Raw genomic sequence first — 15,611 nt, forward strand, 5'->3', positions numbered from 1 at the left:
ATTCCTTCTTTTTCTCCTAGCAAGGCTTAGGCTTCTTAAATACAATAAGCCCAGTAGAAAGTGAACTTTCCCGCAATAACAATAGAAAAGACCATTACAAAGGCTTCAGCGGCCCAAATTGCATCTTTGGCCGCCACTCTAGGTAAAGAGTCGACGATTCTTTCTTCCAAAAAAGCCTTTGCACTATATATATTCGGGATTTTGGAGAGCGACGGACGGGCAATCACCCTACTCATAGAAACACCTCGATAATCGTATAGCAAAGGTTCAATCCAAAGCGATCTAAAAGCAATTGCATACAAAGTGCCCAGTGTATGATTTAGTTATTTTTTGTCTAATTAAACAGATGTGTTTTTGTATATTAAAAAAAGCAGACAACAAATGTCGTCCGCTTCCTGTCTTATCGTTACAACTCACACGCTAAATACTTCTCCACAAGCTCTTCCACCGGAACCGCTCGACTGTACAAAAAGCCTTGTGCCTTTTGACAGTTCGCTTCAAGTAGAATCTGTGCTTGTAAATCTTTTTCCACACCCTCTGCCACGACTTCCATGCCCAGATTATGCGCCAGATTAATGATCGTTTTAGCAATCGCCTCATTTTTCGCATCAGATTCAATATCTTGAATAAAAGAACGGTCGATTTTAATAATATCAATCGGGTATTGTTTCAAATAGCTTAGTGACGAATAACCCGTTCCAAAATCATCAACAGAAATGAAGACACCGATTTTCTTCAGTTCATTCAAAATACCCAACGTTTCAGTCATATCTGTTAATGCACTTTCCGTAATCTCCACCTCAAGAGATGAAGGGCAAATCCCATAGTGCTCAATTTTCGCTTTCACTCGATCAACAAACGTCTCTTTACGAAATTGTTTTGGCGAAATATTGACAGCAACACGTACAGGCCTAAATCGTTTTTCTTGCCATTCCTTTAGTTGCTTACAAACTTGATCCAACACCCAATTACCAATTTCATGAATCAGCCCTGACTCTTCAGCAATCGGAATGAATTGTCCCGGCGAAACAAAACCAAATTTTCGATTATTCCATCTAAGAAGCGCCTCAAAGCTACTAATCATTCCTGTTTTCAAATCGACTTGCGGCTGATAATGAATCGACAATTCTTCCAGTTCAATCGCGCGACGTAAATGGGATTCCATAAGCGCTTCATCCGGAAATGACGAATTCATCTCCTCTTGGTAAAAACGGTAATGAGAACGGCCCCTTTCTTTCACAAAAGCCAATGCCTGCTCCGATCTACGTAACAGCTCCTCAAGCGTCTTACCATCTTCGGGGTAGACCGCAATACCAATCGACACGGAAATAAAATATTCTAGCCGATTATAATAAAATGGCTTTTGAAATTCCGCCAAAATGGTTTGCGCAACTCTCTCCGTTACCGTAGCCGAAGCATTTTGCAACGTGATGACGAATTCATCCCCGCCGTTCCGATACAACCTTGCTGTTTCTGGACAAATGACCCGTAAGCGCTCCGCAATCTTCTTTAGAATGTCGTCTGCTCCATCTTGTCCTAATGACTCATTAATCAGTTTAAAGCGATCAAGGTCAAGGTGAATAAATGATAAATTCTCCTCACGTCCCCTCAAATACTCAGAATCCTTCTTGAAGTGTTCTTTCATCGCATGCCGATTCCAAATACCCGTCAACTGATCATGGTAGGATAAATACAACAATTTTTCATTATTTTTCTGATGTATAGATGTGTCCCGAATAATCAGATGAATTTCTTGAACTTGGTCTTCTGCCAAAACTGGAATCGCTTTCAAATAGACCGGTAAATAATACCCTGATTCATGAACGAACGATAACCCCTCCCGCTCGACAGACTCTCCGGCTAACGCACGGGATAAAAACACTTTAAATGCCTCTATCTCTTCTCTCTTCAAAAGATCCAAGATAGAACTCCCCGACAAAATTTTCCCACAATGACCAAACGCAGTATGGACGGCTGCATTGGCATATGTCACTTGGTAGTGTTCATCAATCGACATGATTGGATCTAAATTATTCTCAATAACAGACCTGTACTCACGCTTTAACTCACTACTAACATCTCGATTTACTAAAGTATTCAGTTGGTTTCGCAGTTCAATGAAAATGAATTCACGTCCGCTTTCCTCCGTACGGCGCTGGAGATCCAAGTTAAACAAATCTGCTTTCAACAGAACACTTGTTTTATAATTCCGTTGAATACGCAATTTCTGAATCTTCTTTCGGACAGGAACCCATAAATCTCCAAAAAACTTTGTAGCTGTCGCCTTACTTTCTTGCCTAAAATATGAGATCGCCAACTTATTTGCATACAGCACATCAAAGTCACCATTTTTATCTTTTCCAATTAGAATCGACATGTTAAAAGGGTGATCAAATATATAAGGTTCAACATTATTTTTAAAATAATCTTCTACATCAATGTTTCCCATGAGCGCCTCCGTCTACTATGCCTCTATCCAAAGCTTTAAACATCATTACCCTACATTGTATTTACTCTCCTAAAATAATGTTTAGAATCTCATTAATTATAGCAGTTACTCGCCTTAAAAACGAGCTGTTTTGCAATTGAATCAGACCTTTTTCGACATAATTATATGCATATTTTACATTTTTCATACAAATAAAAGTATACAAATAGTTCCTTTTTTGATAGTATGGTCATAAATGTATATCTAATGCCTAACATTAGGAGGTTTATTTTGGAGAATCATCATTCTACTCGTCGATTAGCAATTGCTATCTACACCGTCAATCGACATGCAAAAACAGCACCCAACAATAAACAACTATACGCACTCAAAAAAAGAGCGCTCGACAAATTACTTCGTTCTGGTGACGCGCAAAAAATCGGCTTGCACTTTGTAGATAATCCCAAGTTTAGCAAGCAGCATTCAACCGTCCTCGTGCGTTGCGGCGATTTCCTCTTCCATACAATCCCGGACAAAGAAGATTTCACCTCTCTCCCACACCTCGGTGAACAAGATCAAACCGCACGCAATCCCCAAGAGCGAATGAGTTTGAAAACTGCTCGGGAACTTCTGAGCGATTACGCTGGTGAACCTATCGAACGCCCTCAACAGAGACCGCGTGTCTCTCCGATAAAAAGCACATCTATGCTTCAAAACACACAACGATTTCGCTCATCCTATTTAGATGGCTAAGAAACTGGACAAAATCGCAAGCCCCTAGGCACTGTGGCCTAGACAAAATAAAACGAGCTGATTCATGTCATTTTTCGACATGAATCAGCTCGTTTTATTTCTGCGTATACTGTTGATAAAGAACCTGTGTCCCTTTATCTTCAAAGCCACTTTGAACCAACTTGTCGTACATTTGCTGGGCCAATTCCAGACCTGGCAGTTCTAAATTCATAGCCTTTGCTTCTTCCAACGCGATATTCATATCCTTCAAAAAGTGTTTTACATAAAATCCAGGTTCAAAATCACCCGCCAACATTCTTGGCGCTAAATTCGATAACGTCCAAGAACCCGCTGCTCCAGAGGCAATAGATTGTAGCACGATATTAGGATCGAGCCCTGCTTTTTCGGCATAGGCGAGTGATTCGCATACGCCTATCATACTTGTAGCAATAATAATTTGGTTGCACATTTTCGTATGCTGTCCAGCACCTGCCGCTCCTTGATAGACAATTTGCTTGCCGAACATCGACAAAATGGGCAACATGTTCGTAAACTGCTCCTCTGTTCCTCCACACATAATGGACAATGTGCCATTTTGCGCACCAATGTCCCCTCCCGAAACCGGAGCGTCCAATGCCGACATATTCAACTCCATTGCTCGCTCAGCAATTCGTTTCGCCAGAGCCGGGCTAGACGTCGTCATATCAATGACCGTTTGCCCTTCCTTACCTGATGCAAAAATGCCGCCCTCTCCAAAATAGACCTCTTCAACATCCGATGGATAGCCAACCATCGTAAAGACCACATCCGCATTCGCCACAGCTGCTCCGACAGTTGCTGCCCAAGTCGCACCTGCTTCAATCACAGCTTGCGCTCGCTCTTTCGTCCTCGTATAGACCGTTACCTCAAAGGAAGCGTTCAATAAATGTTTGACGACACTAGCGCCCATAACTCCTGTACCGATAAATGCAATTTTAGTCTCTTGCACATCCATTCCCCCTATTCCCTTTTTATTTTATCAGAAAAAACAACATTTTCTATCTTAAGGTAAAGCTCGAAGCCAAAACGACAAAAAAGGAGGACGGACCCTGTGTATCGGGCTCCGTCCTCAAAAGGGGGAAATGAGAATGTTGCTGTGTTCAATTGTAATATCCCCGCTTTTCCCGTCGATTAAACATCTTTTTTTAAAAAACTTAAAATTCTTTTCTCTATTGATCAGATTTCCTATCTTTAATCCAGATTATATACGACAACCCACACAATTATGTCCATGTCTTTCCTTCGGACCCTATGCACTTTTGCTGTTCCGTTTGAAACTGATTCAGTAGACGATCTAATTCCCGACTCAGTTCCATTGTTTGATCGGCAGTTAATCCTTCTTTATCCGCCGTATCCATCATTTTTGCTCGTATATATTCTATCTCTTCTTCCAAACTCCATTTCAATTCAATCCCCCCAAGGAATGAAACATGGCTAGTCTATTATTATACACAACTATTCTTGCGGATTGGAAAATAATTAACGACAAATTCCGACATCTGACATCTGATGACTACATCACAGATTCAGCGATTTCTACTCATTTTAATAGAAAACACTTTACGAGCAAGTCGATTTAAGGCAAACTAATAAAGATATGAAGAATGCATTCGCATACTAAAAATAATCGTAAAGGAGCTGATTACTATGATGATTGCAAATGTAGGTAATATCATAGAATTTAGAGATGGGCTGCAAGGGATTGTCGAGAAAATAAATGAAAACTCCGTCATTGTTGACCTAACTTATATGGAAAACTTCGAAGAGCTTGGATTGGAAGAGAAAACCGTCATTAATCACAAGCGTTATACTATCATCCACGGTACGGGACAACTTAAAGAGTGAAACCTCTACGTAACTCGTACGTCTAATTAGATTAAGGAGGGATTGCCCATGAAAAGCAAATGGAGTTTATTGTATGTAGGGATTGCAAGTGTTTTACTACTTTCCGCATGCGGCACAGACACTGGCTCGGACAAGCCTGACAACAACGCTAACAGCTCGGAAGAAGTAGCTGGTACGGAAAATCCGGACATCCAAGAGGATACGGAGGATGCAATCGTAGAAGAGGACGCGGACGTAGATACAGATGCAGATGTAGAATCCGACACGACTGTAGACACAGACACGGAAGTTGATAAGCCTGAGGATAAAGAAGATGCAGTTACAAAAGATGACGAAAATACTGCACCCAAAGACGATTTAACACAAAGTGACGAACAGGATTATGCAATCGCTATACTGCCGAACTATACGTTAACAAGCGAAGAACCTGGCAAAGATAGCTTATATGTCAATAATGATGAATCAATCTTTATGCGTATTGAAACAGTGGCAAAAGAAAATGCTTCTTATGATTCTCTAGTTGAAGATACGAAGAACATGCTTGAGGCAATCTCCGATGGAAACACCCCTTCTGAGCTCACAGACACGGCCTCTTTACCCGCTGGCGAAGGAATTGACAATGTAACAGCGCTAACGGTTAAAACGCCGGCAGGCTCTTTCACAGGGATGGTTTTCGAGCGTGATGGACTTCTCATTAAGCTAACGATATTCGATTCCGCACAAGAGGAACATTTCCAAAACTTCCTCAAAATGGGTGAAACAATCGTTAAGAAATAAAGTAAACGATTTTCTATAAGACAAAAAGAGCCGCACAATGGATTGTGTGGCTCTTTTTGTCTGTAAAATATTAAGATAAATCCTTAATCGATAAACCGAGTTTACGCAATAAGTCAATTGCAGTATCTTGTTCAGCTGGAGAAAGCTCCGACATCAATGATTCAATATTTGCCGCATGATCTGGGAATATTGATACAATAAGTTCTGTTCCTGCAGGCGTAATCGATATATAGGTGACGCGCTTATCCTCTGTACAAAAAACGCGCTCTAACAACCCTCTCTTCTCTAGCTTATCAACAACATAGGTCATCGAGCCACTTCGAAGTAGAATTTTCTGTCCAATTTTCTGGATGGACTGCCTACCTTTATGATGAAGAAGTTCAAGAACAGCAAATTCCGTCGGGTTTAATCCATTTTGTTCAATCAGCTTATGCGCTTCTTCTAAAACTACTTTTCCTGCCCTCGAAAGAACGATAAACAATTTCAGTGCGCGCTCCGTATTTTTTTCCATACTGTTTCATCCTCTATTGTCCCTTTGGGGAGTCGCCCTCTATTATAATCTCAAGAAGGCTCCCTGTCAAAAGGCATGGAAGCTCCGTTTACTGCGCCAATATCGACTCTCCTCCACTGATGTGACGGTTGCATAACTCCGTTGCTGGAAAAGACAGCATAAATGTTGTGCCGACCCCTTCCTGGCTGTCAGCCGCTATCGTGCCACTATGCTCTTCCATCGCTTTCAGGACAAATGGTAATCCTAAGCCCGTTCCGCCTGGTTTTGAAGTGAAAAACGGCATAAAAATCTGCTTTAACTGGTAACTATTCATTCCTTTTCCGGTATCCGTAATCGACAAGCGAATCTCATTTTTGTCACTGCGTCTCATGTCAATTGTCAGTATGCCGCCTGCTTCCATAGCCTCTAGTCCATTTTTGCATAAGTTCAGTAATACTTGCTTAATTTTATCGGCGTTGCCATAAATAAGCGTATCAAAAATCGGAGGGCTCCAAAGTATTTTCATACCATCCATCAATGCCTTTGGATTTAAAATACTGACAATATCAGCTACAAGAACAGCTAATGATAATGTCGTTTTTTTATTAAATGTAGGCTTTGAAAGCGTCAACATCTCATTCAAGATAGATTCCATTCTTTCAATTTCACCCTCGATGACCGATAAATATTTCATCGACTCAGCCGAAGCATCCACTTCCAAAAGTTGTATAAACCCTTTTAACGTCGTCATCGGATTTCTAATTTCATGCGCAATACTTGCCGCAATTTGACCTACAGCTGATAATGAACCAGAGTGCGCCAATTGCTGCTCTAAATTCTCTGCTTCTGTACGATCTGTCATTTTAATCACATACATGCCTGTTTCTTTATCGTCATAAGTTGTAATATAATAATAGCGCATGTCTCTAGGAGAGCGTTCAAATTTTTTCAGCACTTCTGCGCGACCTTCGTGCTTCAGTTTTTTTAAATAACTTGTACACATTTCCTGTGTCACATCTGGGAAGATATCTTCAACGATTGCAATCGTTTTCCCGATGAAATCATTCCGTGATAGGTTAAAGTATACATCATGCATATCATTTACATCACGAATGATACCGTTATAATCTATAAGCATTAAAAAATCCTTTGAATGACGGAATGCATTTAAATATGCCTTAATAGGTGCCACACCAAATGTGCTTGCTGCATCACAATGAGCAACCACCTTCTGACAATCATGATGATAGGTCACATGCATCGTCACTGGAGAAGACTGGTCAGACAGTATACGTATCAACAACTTATCACTTATGTTCTTTTTCGCTTCAACTGCACGTTTCAAGAAGGCTTCCCACAAAGCACCGCTCGATACGTCCATAATCGCTTTGATATTCTGCTTTTGCTCGACAGCAAATGTAGTACGGAACGAATTGTTCATATCAATGATTATTCCAGTCAATTCCAAAACGATACCTGGTCTTATACCATCATCCAGCTCAAAGGAGACGCACCCACTTACCTTGTCCAAATTATTTCTCATAGTTATTCCTCCTGATCCCATTTCAAGACAATATGAAAAATGACAATGGCTTATGCGAAAAAATCAAATTTATACAAAATACCCCTGTTTCAGATTATTCCATATTATCAGTTTCTGGAATATAGGTCTAAGGTTCGAGTTTTTCACTTAAGTATACTTGTAAGCAAACATAAAAAAGAGGAGCATATCAATGAATATCGTCTTAACAACATTAAATGCAAAATATATCCACGGAAATCTCGCTATTCGCTATTTAAAAGCGTATGTAGAGCCCGACTATTCTCCCGTTATTACAGAATACACCATAAAAGACCCCACAATGAACATCGTATCAGATTTATATCAAAAGAATCCAGATATTGTCGGCTTCAGTCTATACATTTGGAATATTGAAGAATCGATTAAAGTGATGCGTATGTTAAAAAGGGTCCATCCCGACGTTGTCATTGTTGCAGGGGGCCCCGAGGTCACCTACGATTATGATTATTGGCTACAACGCGTTCCTGAAATTGATGTCATTGTTATCGGTGAAGGCGAACGAACATTTAAACAAGTATTAGATGCCTATACAGGTAAACAAGACATGGCCAGTGTCCAAGGCGTTGCTTATCAAGTGAATGGAGACTTGAAAATCACAGCACCTGGTCCGAAATTAGATCTAAGGGAACTCCCTAGCCCATTCCGTTTCGCTGAAGACATTCCAACACTCGGAAAGAGGGTCACCTATATCGAAACAAGCCGTGGTTGTCCATTTTCGTGCCAGTTTTGTTTATCATCCATTGAAGTCGGCGTACGCTACTTTAACCGAGATGCGATTAAAGACGACATCCGTTATTTGATGGCCAACGGTGCAAAAACCATTAAATTCGTCGATCGGACATTCAATATTAGTCGTAGCTATGCGATGGAAATGTTCCAATTTTTAATTGATGAACATGTCCCGGGAACTGTTTTCCAATTTGAAATTACCGGTGATATTATGCGTCCCGAAGTCATCAACTTTTTAAACGAACACGCACCAGCTGGCTTATTCAGATTTGAAATCGGTGTTCAGTCGACAAATGATTTGACCAACGAACTCGTCAAACGCCGACAAAACTTTGAAAAGTTATCTCGGACCGTCACGATGGTAAAAGAAGGCGGGAAAATCGCACAGCACCTCGATTTAATCGCTGGACTGCCTGAAGAAGACTATGATTCATTCAGAAATACGTTCAACGAAGTTTTTGCCATGCGCCCAGAGGAATTACAGCTAGGCTTCCTTAAATTACTGCGCGGCACAGGATTGCGTATTCAAGCTGAGCAATATGGCTATACCTACGTTGACGAAGCACCTTATGAAATCTTTTCAAACAACGTGTTAACATTCGATGATATTTTACGCATCAAACAAACTGAAGATGTACTTGAAAAATACTGGAACGACAACCGTTTGCCACGCACGGTTGAATATCTCGTATCAGAAGTCTTCGATACACCGTTTGATTTCTTTCAACAGTTTGGAACGTATTGGGAAAGTCAGGGTTGGTCAAGAATTGGTCATCAGCTCGAAGACCTCTTTACGCGACTTGAGGAGTATTTGACAACAGATGGACAAGCAGATATGGAGATTGTTCGCAGTCTCATGAAACTCGACTACTTAGCGCATCATAAATTCCAACCGCGTAAAATTTGGTGGACAGATAGCATGCCAACTGATGTATTGAATAGCATCGAACAAGCGTTATTGGACAATCCAATCATCTTTGGCGAGCAGGTTTCAACAGAGGGCTTAAACACACGTAATATCCGAAAACAAACCTTCATTACACCGATTAGGGTAAACCCTAATGATGTCGCAATTGGCATTGTCGAGAAAACAACTGGTTATCTCATCACTGTTTTCAAACATGGAGAAAATCCAATCTTCCTCTATCTAGATCACACGAAATCTTTTGCACACTAACAAAGTACAAGGCTGCTTCCCGATGTCGGGAGCAGCCTTGTTTCATTTTCCATTAACCAATAATTACCCGTATTATAGCCAGTTATTTTTATACGACTTCTATGATATACGCGGCTTTATAAGATGCATTTTCAGAACTAGCCTAATCACATATAAGTATAAGGGATTTCACTATAGGGGGCAGAAGTGGGGGCAGAGGGAAAACCAGCTTCTCATTCGTCAATACTAATAAATCTGACAAATAAAAAGACCAATCCGTAAAGAACTGGCCGTGTACTCTTTCATTTAACACTCACGATAGAGTTCATATTGATAGTGGTATTCTCGGAGCCAACCCGTAAAATCAATTTGCCGCTCTGGCCATCAACATTGGTTACAACTCCCCGCGCCGTTTCGTATTGCTTACGGTGGTACGTCGTGATTTCTACTTCGTTTTTAAATTCATGCGCATCGCTTATTTTCTCGCCGATTTCTTGGTAATCATACTCTGTTAGTTGTGGCCCTGATACACTCTTATTTATTTTCTTTGGTTTTGGAATTGCTGTCATTATTAATCATCCTCTCAGATTTTTTATTCACTGATTTGCGCACCGACAATATCCGATGCCATGATTTTCTCGACACCGAACGGACTATCTAGCATGATAAACTCCGACTGCACATTGATTTCTTCTGTGATTCCTCCACGCATTGAAAACTTTCCGTTTGCCCAGGTAATTATGAGGATAAGACATTTCCTTTTATACGCTGCTTCAATCTCTTCTTGTATGGATTGAAGGTCAAATTCATCGAGTTCCGGTCGCTCTTCGTACTGAGCTTTTGCGCGCCAATCATTTATCTTGGTTACATGCTCCGGCAACATCAAGCCTCGCCATTTTATATTTCCTCTATCACGAATGTGTTCTTGCATTATTCAACATTCCCTTTTCAAAATATAGATTTATTAGTTCCTCCGCCCGATTGCGCAGTCGAACATTTAAATAGCGTCGTACATCTTCATTATCACCGATTACAAATACGTACTCAGTAAACGTATTATCTTTCCCCTTTTTGATTAGCTTCAACTTTCGGTTTCGGGCGTAAGTGTTTGTAGCTTTTAATTCTGCCCGCACATTCTTTAAGGCATCCTCCACAATTTTGATATATGGACCCCTCAACTTAAATGGACTGATTTCAATTGTTTCTCTATCTCTTTCCAGAATCTTTATGACCATCGGCAAATAAATCATATTCTCAAAATGTGGTAAAGCATCCGCAGGTATCATAGACACGTTAAATCACCATGCTTTCTTTCGTTATGACGGGAACAAGCGCCAGTACGTTGTCAATCGTGAACGTCCGCTTAGACCCTCGTAGATAACAGTAAGCCCTGAAAGATACATCCCCCACTAGCAAGACCCTCACCCTTCGTTTACTGACTTGACCACTCTTAGATAGATACATCATATCCAATACTTGATTATGTTCAACCGACTTGATCAACATATTAAGCACACTCGTTCCCCTCCTTGATTACAGCATACAGAATGAATGTTCGTAAATCAAGTGGAAATATGGTATAATGGACTTAGAAGTACTTGAGTGATTGTGACAACTTATACGTTTTAACAGTCCGCAGTTGCGTTTTTTCGTGTTTTTATGTATCAATTTCGCTTTACATACTGTATATTTAAGATAGTACTATAGAAAACAGAATTATCTGAAAGAGGAGGAGTTATTATGGCTGGCATGAGAGAGTTGGCTAACCATATTATCGCAGTTGCAAATGATGCAAGTTTATCAGTAACTAATCTACAAATTCAAAAAGTTATGTTTTTCTCATTAGGCTTTCATATGAGACATAATGGGATAGATGAATTAGCCACTGAAACATATGATATCCCTTTCGAAAAATGGAAATACGGACCTGTCGTTGAATCGTTATACTATACCTATAATCATTTTAAAGATAAGGACATAGCTGAAGAATTATACGGTTTTTATAATCCTGAATATGCAATGTGGGATGAAAATATTGAAAGATTGTTACAGATTGATCCGTTTGAATTAGTCCGAGTTTCTCATGATTTCCCTTCGTGGTCAGATTACGAGGAAGATATACTTCAAAGAAACTATGTTGAAAGTTATGCTTTAGGTGAAATCGCAGAGGATTTTAGAGCATGAATAAGAATGAACGGCAAGAAGAAGAATTCTTTATTGTTTTTGAAGATTTGATTAAATCTTTTTCTGAAAATAGAAAAGTTGTTTCTGTCGAAAGGAAAGGTTTTTCTAAAGGTTTTATGGAAGATTTTGATTCCGGGACGCAAATAGAACCATTACAGAGCGATGAAGTAGCGGCAAGTTCTGAAGGGAATCACTCGAACTCTAGGAAACTAGATAGGCAGTTCAAACAATTCATGGAAGCACTTGAAGAAACAACTTTCATGCATTATATAATTCCTTACGACAAAATAACTAAATGTGTATTTGAAAACACTCCAGTAGAGGATTTGGATGAATTCACGAAAGATCTACATAGTCGTGGCAATTCTTACTTTTCAACAAAGGAAGAAATTGAAGAAAAACCAATTCCAACAGCTGGCCCCAGAGAAGGAGGAATGGATTCTGAAAGAATGTACTATAAGATATTAAGACATATAGATTTAGCTTTAGTGCAAAAATATACATTGATGAGTATGCAGATGAAAGAAATCGAGGTATTAAGACGAGAGCAACAGCAATTAATTAATAGGTATGACCAGTTAAAACATGAAGCAGAAACCCAGAATCGTAATATGCTAACGCAATTCATTACCATATTAGGTATATTTGCAGCGATAATGATGGGTGCTTTTGGTGCGATTCAAGGATTTGCAAGCTTATTCGCGAATGCTTACTTGCTATCAATAGGTGAAATCTTAATCATAAGTTCTATTGGGGCTTCATCAGTTATACTCATTTTATTCTTTTTGTTAAACGGCATTGCCAAGCTGACTGGGAGAAGTTTGTGGAGTACTAAAAAAACAGATGGATCTTTATTCGAAAAGCATCCGTCTCTAATAATCATCCACGGTATTTTAATATCGATATCTTTAGTTGGAGCTACTTTAGAGCTGAGTAATGTTCACCTACAATATGCGCTCCAAGGATATTGGTGGCTTGTTCCTGGTTTATGGACAATTTATTTCTTTACTGCTATACATAAGAAAAACTTTTTATTCATTGTTGATTGGTTAATGGAAAAGTGGCATCTTTTTAAAAGGTACTTAAGATTCTTGGGTTTAAAGATAAAGAGGAAAAGAAAAAGAAGCGAAAGAAGACGTATAAAAAATAAGCAAAGTAAACAAAGTTCTTAAACACAAAAAGGCGCCCACTCAAATCAAGAGTAGACGCCTTTTGCTTTACTTATTTGTGCGAGCCACATAACTAATCAATAAATCTGTAGCTTGTCCACGGGTCATTGTATCGACTTTAGGGGCATGATTCACACTAAAAATAGGTTTTCCATCTTTTCCTTTGGTATTGTATGCGTGCTCTAATAGGTTTTTCATATCCTCCTTTTGTGTATCAGGTAATTGTTCAGCCATTTCGTCATCCTCCTTTGGTGTGTCTACTGCAACTGTTGGTGGTGCTGGCTTAGTCGGCTTAACTCCCCCTGCATAGCTAACGATTCCATTGGCAGTTAGCTGCGCCAGCTTTTCAACTTCATTAATCAAAATTCGCTCATCGTTCACATTGGAAATAAAAGCGTACTCAATCAATACGGCCGGCATTCTTGTTTCACGCAATACTGCGTAATTCGCTCGCTTTTCACCACGGTCACGGATGCCGAGTTCTTTTGCAATTGCATTGTGGATGGCACTTTGAAATACAAGCGTCTTGGATTGTAGCGCCCCGTTGTGAGCAAATGTTTCAAAGCCTGTCGCACTTGCAGATGCCGCGTTATTGTGCAAACTGACAAAGTAGTCAGCTCCCCATGCATTGGCTAGTCTGGCGCGCTCTGACAGCGTTAAAAACACATCCGTTGAGCGTGACATCTTAACGGTGTGACCGTAAGATTCCAGCAGTGTTTTTAAGCGCAAGCCGACTTTCAGCGCGTTGTCCTTTTCTTTCGAATGTCTGCCTACTGCGCCTGGATCATGCCCCCCATGTCCGGGGTCAATAAAAATCTTAGCCATATTATTTCAGCCCCTTTTTCTTCATGTAATCTTCATTCCTGCGCGCTTTGTAAGTGATGTTATTGTTCTTCCACCAAGCCCATAATGACGCTGAAATCGTCAATACGACCGTCACTGAATTCTCGACTTGTGCATCTTCAAACGGCAGTGGTGATAGCCCGTTTAGCACCAGAAACTGATTAATTAGCGCGACAAAAAGGACGACCGTCCGTGCGATCATCCACTTGTCAATTGGTGCGTTATTTTCTTGTTTGTTTGTCATTTTTATTTTTCCTCCTTGTAAATAACTTTTTCCATGCGGTCCATACGACCTTCCATCGACTGTAACGCCGTGGCCGTTCGCTCCTGGGATACGTTGGACCGCTCCAAATGCTCCATAAGTTTGTCTTCTCTAGTTTTAGATGTCCTCATATTCCATGCGACCATAGCTATGCAGCAGATAGCCCATACCGCTTGCGACATCGCTACTTCTTGAATTACATCCATTTCGCACCTCCTTATTTTTGGGTATTAAAAAAGAGCACCCAATGGGCACTCTCTGCTTATATATTTAATTCTTTGCTACGACACATAATGGTCCGATTGCGAATTTGAACAAAATAAAAAAGCCTACTCAGCGTATGCTTTACCTGTAATTTGTTCAAATTCTTCTGAAGTAATTTCTCCATACGGATTAGACTCTGTTTTGACAACGATACGAAGTTGATCAATTGTCACGCATTTAGCGTTGTATGCAAATTTCCAAAATGCCATTATGAGACACCCCCTTTCATTAACATTAAATCAATCTTGACCTTTGCTAATTCCGATGTAAGCAAAGTGTTGGTTGCTTTTAATTGCTCATTCTCCTGTAGCAACCGCTTAGCATTTGGGTTATTTCTGATTGCGGAATGACTGGTTAAATTTTTGTCAACGTCAACGCCATTGACCCAAATAGTCCACTCGAACTCATCGCTGACTGTAAAATTCTCTGAGACAGCATAATCGTAATCACTTGAAACGGTTGGTTCACTTTCATGAATTTCTACTACTTGCTTTGTTTGTTTTTGGTACTCTAAATAAGCCATATTAAACCTCCTATTCAAGCCATACTTTATAAACATATACAGTTCCCGACCCAGCGGCATTGTAGTATTGACCGATTGTCAGATAATACAAACCGCTCAAAGATGATATGTCTAATTCTACTTCCGTAGGTGTGATATATTGAGCGGAAAAATCTGCGTGTGCTACAAAACCACTACTCGCCTCCTTAGCATCTCTTACTGTTTTTAATCCCATTCTAAAGGGTCTTGATGTCGTTGAACTTGTTTTCGTTATTAAGCATTTTACTTTTTTGAAATTAGTAACGTCGACTTGGTCGTCTGGAGAAAATACAGCATTATTGGCAGAACTATTGCCGCATTGCAGGAATACATTGTCGACATTAAAAGTGACCGTTCCGCCAGCATCTCCAATCGTAACTTTAGAAACTGGCACTAATTGAACGCCGTGGTCATAAAGCATCCTCAAATACTGAATAAATTCCTTCCAAGCTCCGCTTATATTCCCTTTTGGAATCACTTTTTCTTTCCAAGCCCCTTGAACTTTTTGCCAAACATTATTTACCTCTTTAAAAGTACCTCCGACGTTCACCCATGTTTTCTTAGTCATTC

Annotated in this window: 22 protein-coding genes; 6 read left to right on the plus strand and 16 right to left on the minus strand. The window is 40.0% G+C overall.

Annotation, left to right across the window (positions count from 1 at the left end; genetic code table 11):
• Window positions 1-35 precede the first annotated feature (35 nt).
• The gene (locus MKY34_RS19480; RefSeq protein WP_342512769.1) at window positions 36-236 is read right to left on the minus strand and encodes a hypothetical protein; all 201 of its coding nucleotides are present in this window, start codon (window positions 234-236) and stop codon (window positions 36-38) included.
• A 170-nt stretch (window positions 237-406) separates the two neighbouring features.
• Window positions 407-2,449: an EAL domain-containing protein gene (locus tag MKY34_RS19485; RefSeq protein WP_342512770.1), complete on the minus strand. Its 2,043-nt coding sequence runs from the start codon at window positions 2,447-2,449 to the stop codon at window positions 407-409.
• Window positions 2,450-2,719: 270 nt separating this feature from the next.
• On the opposite strand from MKY34_RS19485, the gene MKY34_RS19490 reads away from it, so the two are divergent.
• Entirely contained in the window at window positions 2,720-3,181 is a 462-nt protein-coding gene (locus MKY34_RS19490; protein ID WP_342512771.1) for a YkyB family protein, read from the plus strand.
• A gap of 94 nt (window positions 3,182-3,275) precedes the next feature.
• Here MKY34_RS19490 and MKY34_RS19495 read toward each other — a convergent pair whose 3' ends face one another.
• Window positions 3,276-4,154 carry an NAD(P)-dependent oxidoreductase gene (locus MKY34_RS19495; RefSeq protein WP_342512772.1) on the minus strand — a complete coding sequence of 293 codons (879 nt, stop codon included), beginning with the start codon at window positions 4,152-4,154 and terminating at the stop codon, window positions 3,276-3,278.
• Window positions 4,155-4,422: 268 nt separating this feature from the next.
• Window positions 4,423-4,605: an aspartyl-phosphate phosphatase Spo0E family protein gene (locus tag MKY34_RS19500; RefSeq protein WP_342512773.1), complete on the minus strand. Its 183-nt coding sequence runs from the start codon at window positions 4,603-4,605 to the stop codon at window positions 4,423-4,425.
• Between the two features lie 241 nt (window positions 4,606-4,846).
• Between MKY34_RS19500 and MKY34_RS19505 the strand changes: the two genes are divergently transcribed.
• Window positions 4,847-5,044, plus strand: coding sequence for a DUF2187 family protein (locus MKY34_RS19505; protein WP_342512774.1), 198 nt, complete (start codon window positions 4,847-4,849; stop codon window positions 5,042-5,044).
• A 48-nt stretch (window positions 5,045-5,092) separates the two neighbouring features.
• Complete coding sequence (locus MKY34_RS19510; protein ID WP_342512775.1) at window positions 5,093-5,821, plus strand: hypothetical protein; 729 nt, start codon at window positions 5,093-5,095, stop codon at window positions 5,819-5,821.
• Window positions 5,822-5,891: 70 nt separating this feature from the next.
• On the opposite strand, the gene MKY34_RS19515 is transcribed toward MKY34_RS19510, so the two are convergent.
• Both MKY34_RS19515 and MKY34_RS19520 read right to left on the minus strand, forming a co-directional pair.
• Window positions 5,892-6,332, minus strand: coding sequence for a MarR family transcriptional regulator (locus MKY34_RS19515; RefSeq protein WP_342512776.1), 441 nt, complete (start codon window positions 6,330-6,332; stop codon window positions 5,892-5,894).
• Window positions 6,333-6,420: 88 nt separating this feature from the next.
• Entirely contained in the window at window positions 6,421-7,854 is a 1,434-nt protein-coding gene (locus MKY34_RS19520) for an ATP-binding protein (RefSeq protein WP_342512777.1), read from the minus strand.
• A gap of 190 nt (window positions 7,855-8,044) precedes the next feature.
• Here MKY34_RS19520 and MKY34_RS19525 point away from each other — a divergent pair, with 190 nt between their 5' ends.
• Window positions 8,045-9,799 carry a B12-binding domain-containing radical SAM protein gene (locus MKY34_RS19525; protein ID WP_342512778.1) on the plus strand — a complete coding sequence of 585 codons (1,755 nt, stop codon included), beginning with the start codon at window positions 8,045-8,047 and terminating at the stop codon, window positions 9,797-9,799.
• 281 nt (window positions 9,800-10,080) lie between these two features.
• Here MKY34_RS19525 and MKY34_RS19530 read toward each other — a convergent pair whose 3' ends face one another.
• Genes MKY34_RS19530 through MKY34_RS19545 form a run of 4 tightly spaced genes read right to left on the minus strand, consistent with a single transcriptional unit; the run spans window position 10,081 to window position 11,284 of the window.
• Window positions 10,081-10,347 (minus strand): YolD-like family protein, encoded by a 267-nt coding sequence (locus MKY34_RS19530; protein WP_342512779.1) that lies wholly within the window; start codon window positions 10,345-10,347, stop codon window positions 10,081-10,083.
• Window positions 10,348-10,370: 23 nt separating this feature from the next.
• A complete protein-coding gene (locus tag MKY34_RS19535; protein ID WP_342512780.1) occupies window positions 10,371-10,709 on the minus strand; it encodes a YolD-like family protein in 339 nt (112 codons plus the stop codon).
• Window positions 10,690-11,064 (minus strand): hypothetical protein, encoded by a 375-nt coding sequence (locus MKY34_RS19540; protein ID WP_342515309.1) that lies wholly within the window; start codon window positions 11,062-11,064, stop codon window positions 10,690-10,692. Before MKY34_RS19540 ends, MKY34_RS19535 begins: the two co-directional genes overlap by 20 nt.
• 7 nt (window positions 11,065-11,071) lie before the next feature.
• Window positions 11,072-11,284, minus strand: coding sequence for a transcriptional regulator (locus MKY34_RS19545; RefSeq protein ID WP_342515310.1), 213 nt, complete (start codon window positions 11,282-11,284; stop codon window positions 11,072-11,074).
• 234 nt (window positions 11,285-11,518) lie between these two features.
• On the opposite strand from MKY34_RS19545, the gene MKY34_RS19550 reads away from it, so the two are divergent.
• Window positions 11,519-11,962: a type II toxin-antitoxin system antitoxin SocA domain-containing protein gene (locus MKY34_RS19550; protein ID WP_342512781.1), complete on the plus strand. Its 444-nt coding sequence runs from the start codon at window positions 11,519-11,521 to the stop codon at window positions 11,960-11,962.
• Window positions 11,959-13,134: a hypothetical protein gene (locus MKY34_RS19555; protein WP_342512782.1), complete on the plus strand. Its 1,176-nt coding sequence runs from the start codon at window positions 11,959-11,961 to the stop codon at window positions 13,132-13,134. Before MKY34_RS19550 ends, MKY34_RS19555 begins: the two co-directional genes overlap by 4 nt.
• Before the next feature lie 45 nt (window positions 13,135-13,179).
• Here the strand turns inward: MKY34_RS19555 and MKY34_RS19560 are convergent, their stop codons facing one another.
• The 6 genes from MKY34_RS19560 to MKY34_RS19585 form a co-directional block, all read right to left on the minus strand.
• Window positions 13,180-13,956: an N-acetylmuramoyl-L-alanine amidase gene (locus MKY34_RS19560; protein ID WP_342512783.1), complete on the minus strand. Its 777-nt coding sequence runs from the start codon at window positions 13,954-13,956 to the stop codon at window positions 13,180-13,182.
• Between the two features lies 1 nt (window position 13,957).
• Complete coding sequence (locus MKY34_RS19565; protein ID WP_342512784.1) at window positions 13,958-14,218, minus strand: phage holin; 261 nt, start codon at window positions 14,216-14,218, stop codon at window positions 13,958-13,960.
• 2 nt (window positions 14,219-14,220) lie between these two features.
• Window positions 14,221-14,442, minus strand: a complete 222-nt coding sequence (locus MKY34_RS19570) for a hypothetical protein (RefSeq protein ID WP_342512785.1) — start codon at window positions 14,440-14,442, stop codon at window positions 14,221-14,223.
• A 123-nt stretch (window positions 14,443-14,565) separates the two neighbouring features.
• Complete coding sequence (locus tag MKY34_RS19575) at window positions 14,566-14,709, minus strand: XkdX family protein (protein WP_342510610.1); 144 nt, start codon at window positions 14,707-14,709, stop codon at window positions 14,566-14,568.
• Window positions 14,709-15,023 carry a hypothetical protein gene (locus tag MKY34_RS19580; protein ID WP_342510609.1) on the minus strand — a complete coding sequence of 105 codons (315 nt, stop codon included), beginning with the start codon at window positions 15,021-15,023 and terminating at the stop codon, window positions 14,709-14,711. Before MKY34_RS19580 ends, MKY34_RS19575 begins: the two co-directional genes overlap by 1 nt.
• Before the next feature lie 10 nt (window positions 15,024-15,033).
• Window positions 15,034-15,609, minus strand: coding sequence for a hypothetical protein (locus MKY34_RS19585; RefSeq protein WP_342510607.1), 576 nt, complete (start codon window positions 15,607-15,609; stop codon window positions 15,034-15,036).
• Between the last annotated feature and the right edge of the window lie 2 nt (window positions 15,610-15,611).

The organism is Sporosarcina sp. FSL K6-1522 (assembly GCF_038622445.1).
Taxonomy (GTDB): Bacteria; Bacillota; Bacilli; order Bacillales_A; family Planococcaceae; genus Sporosarcina.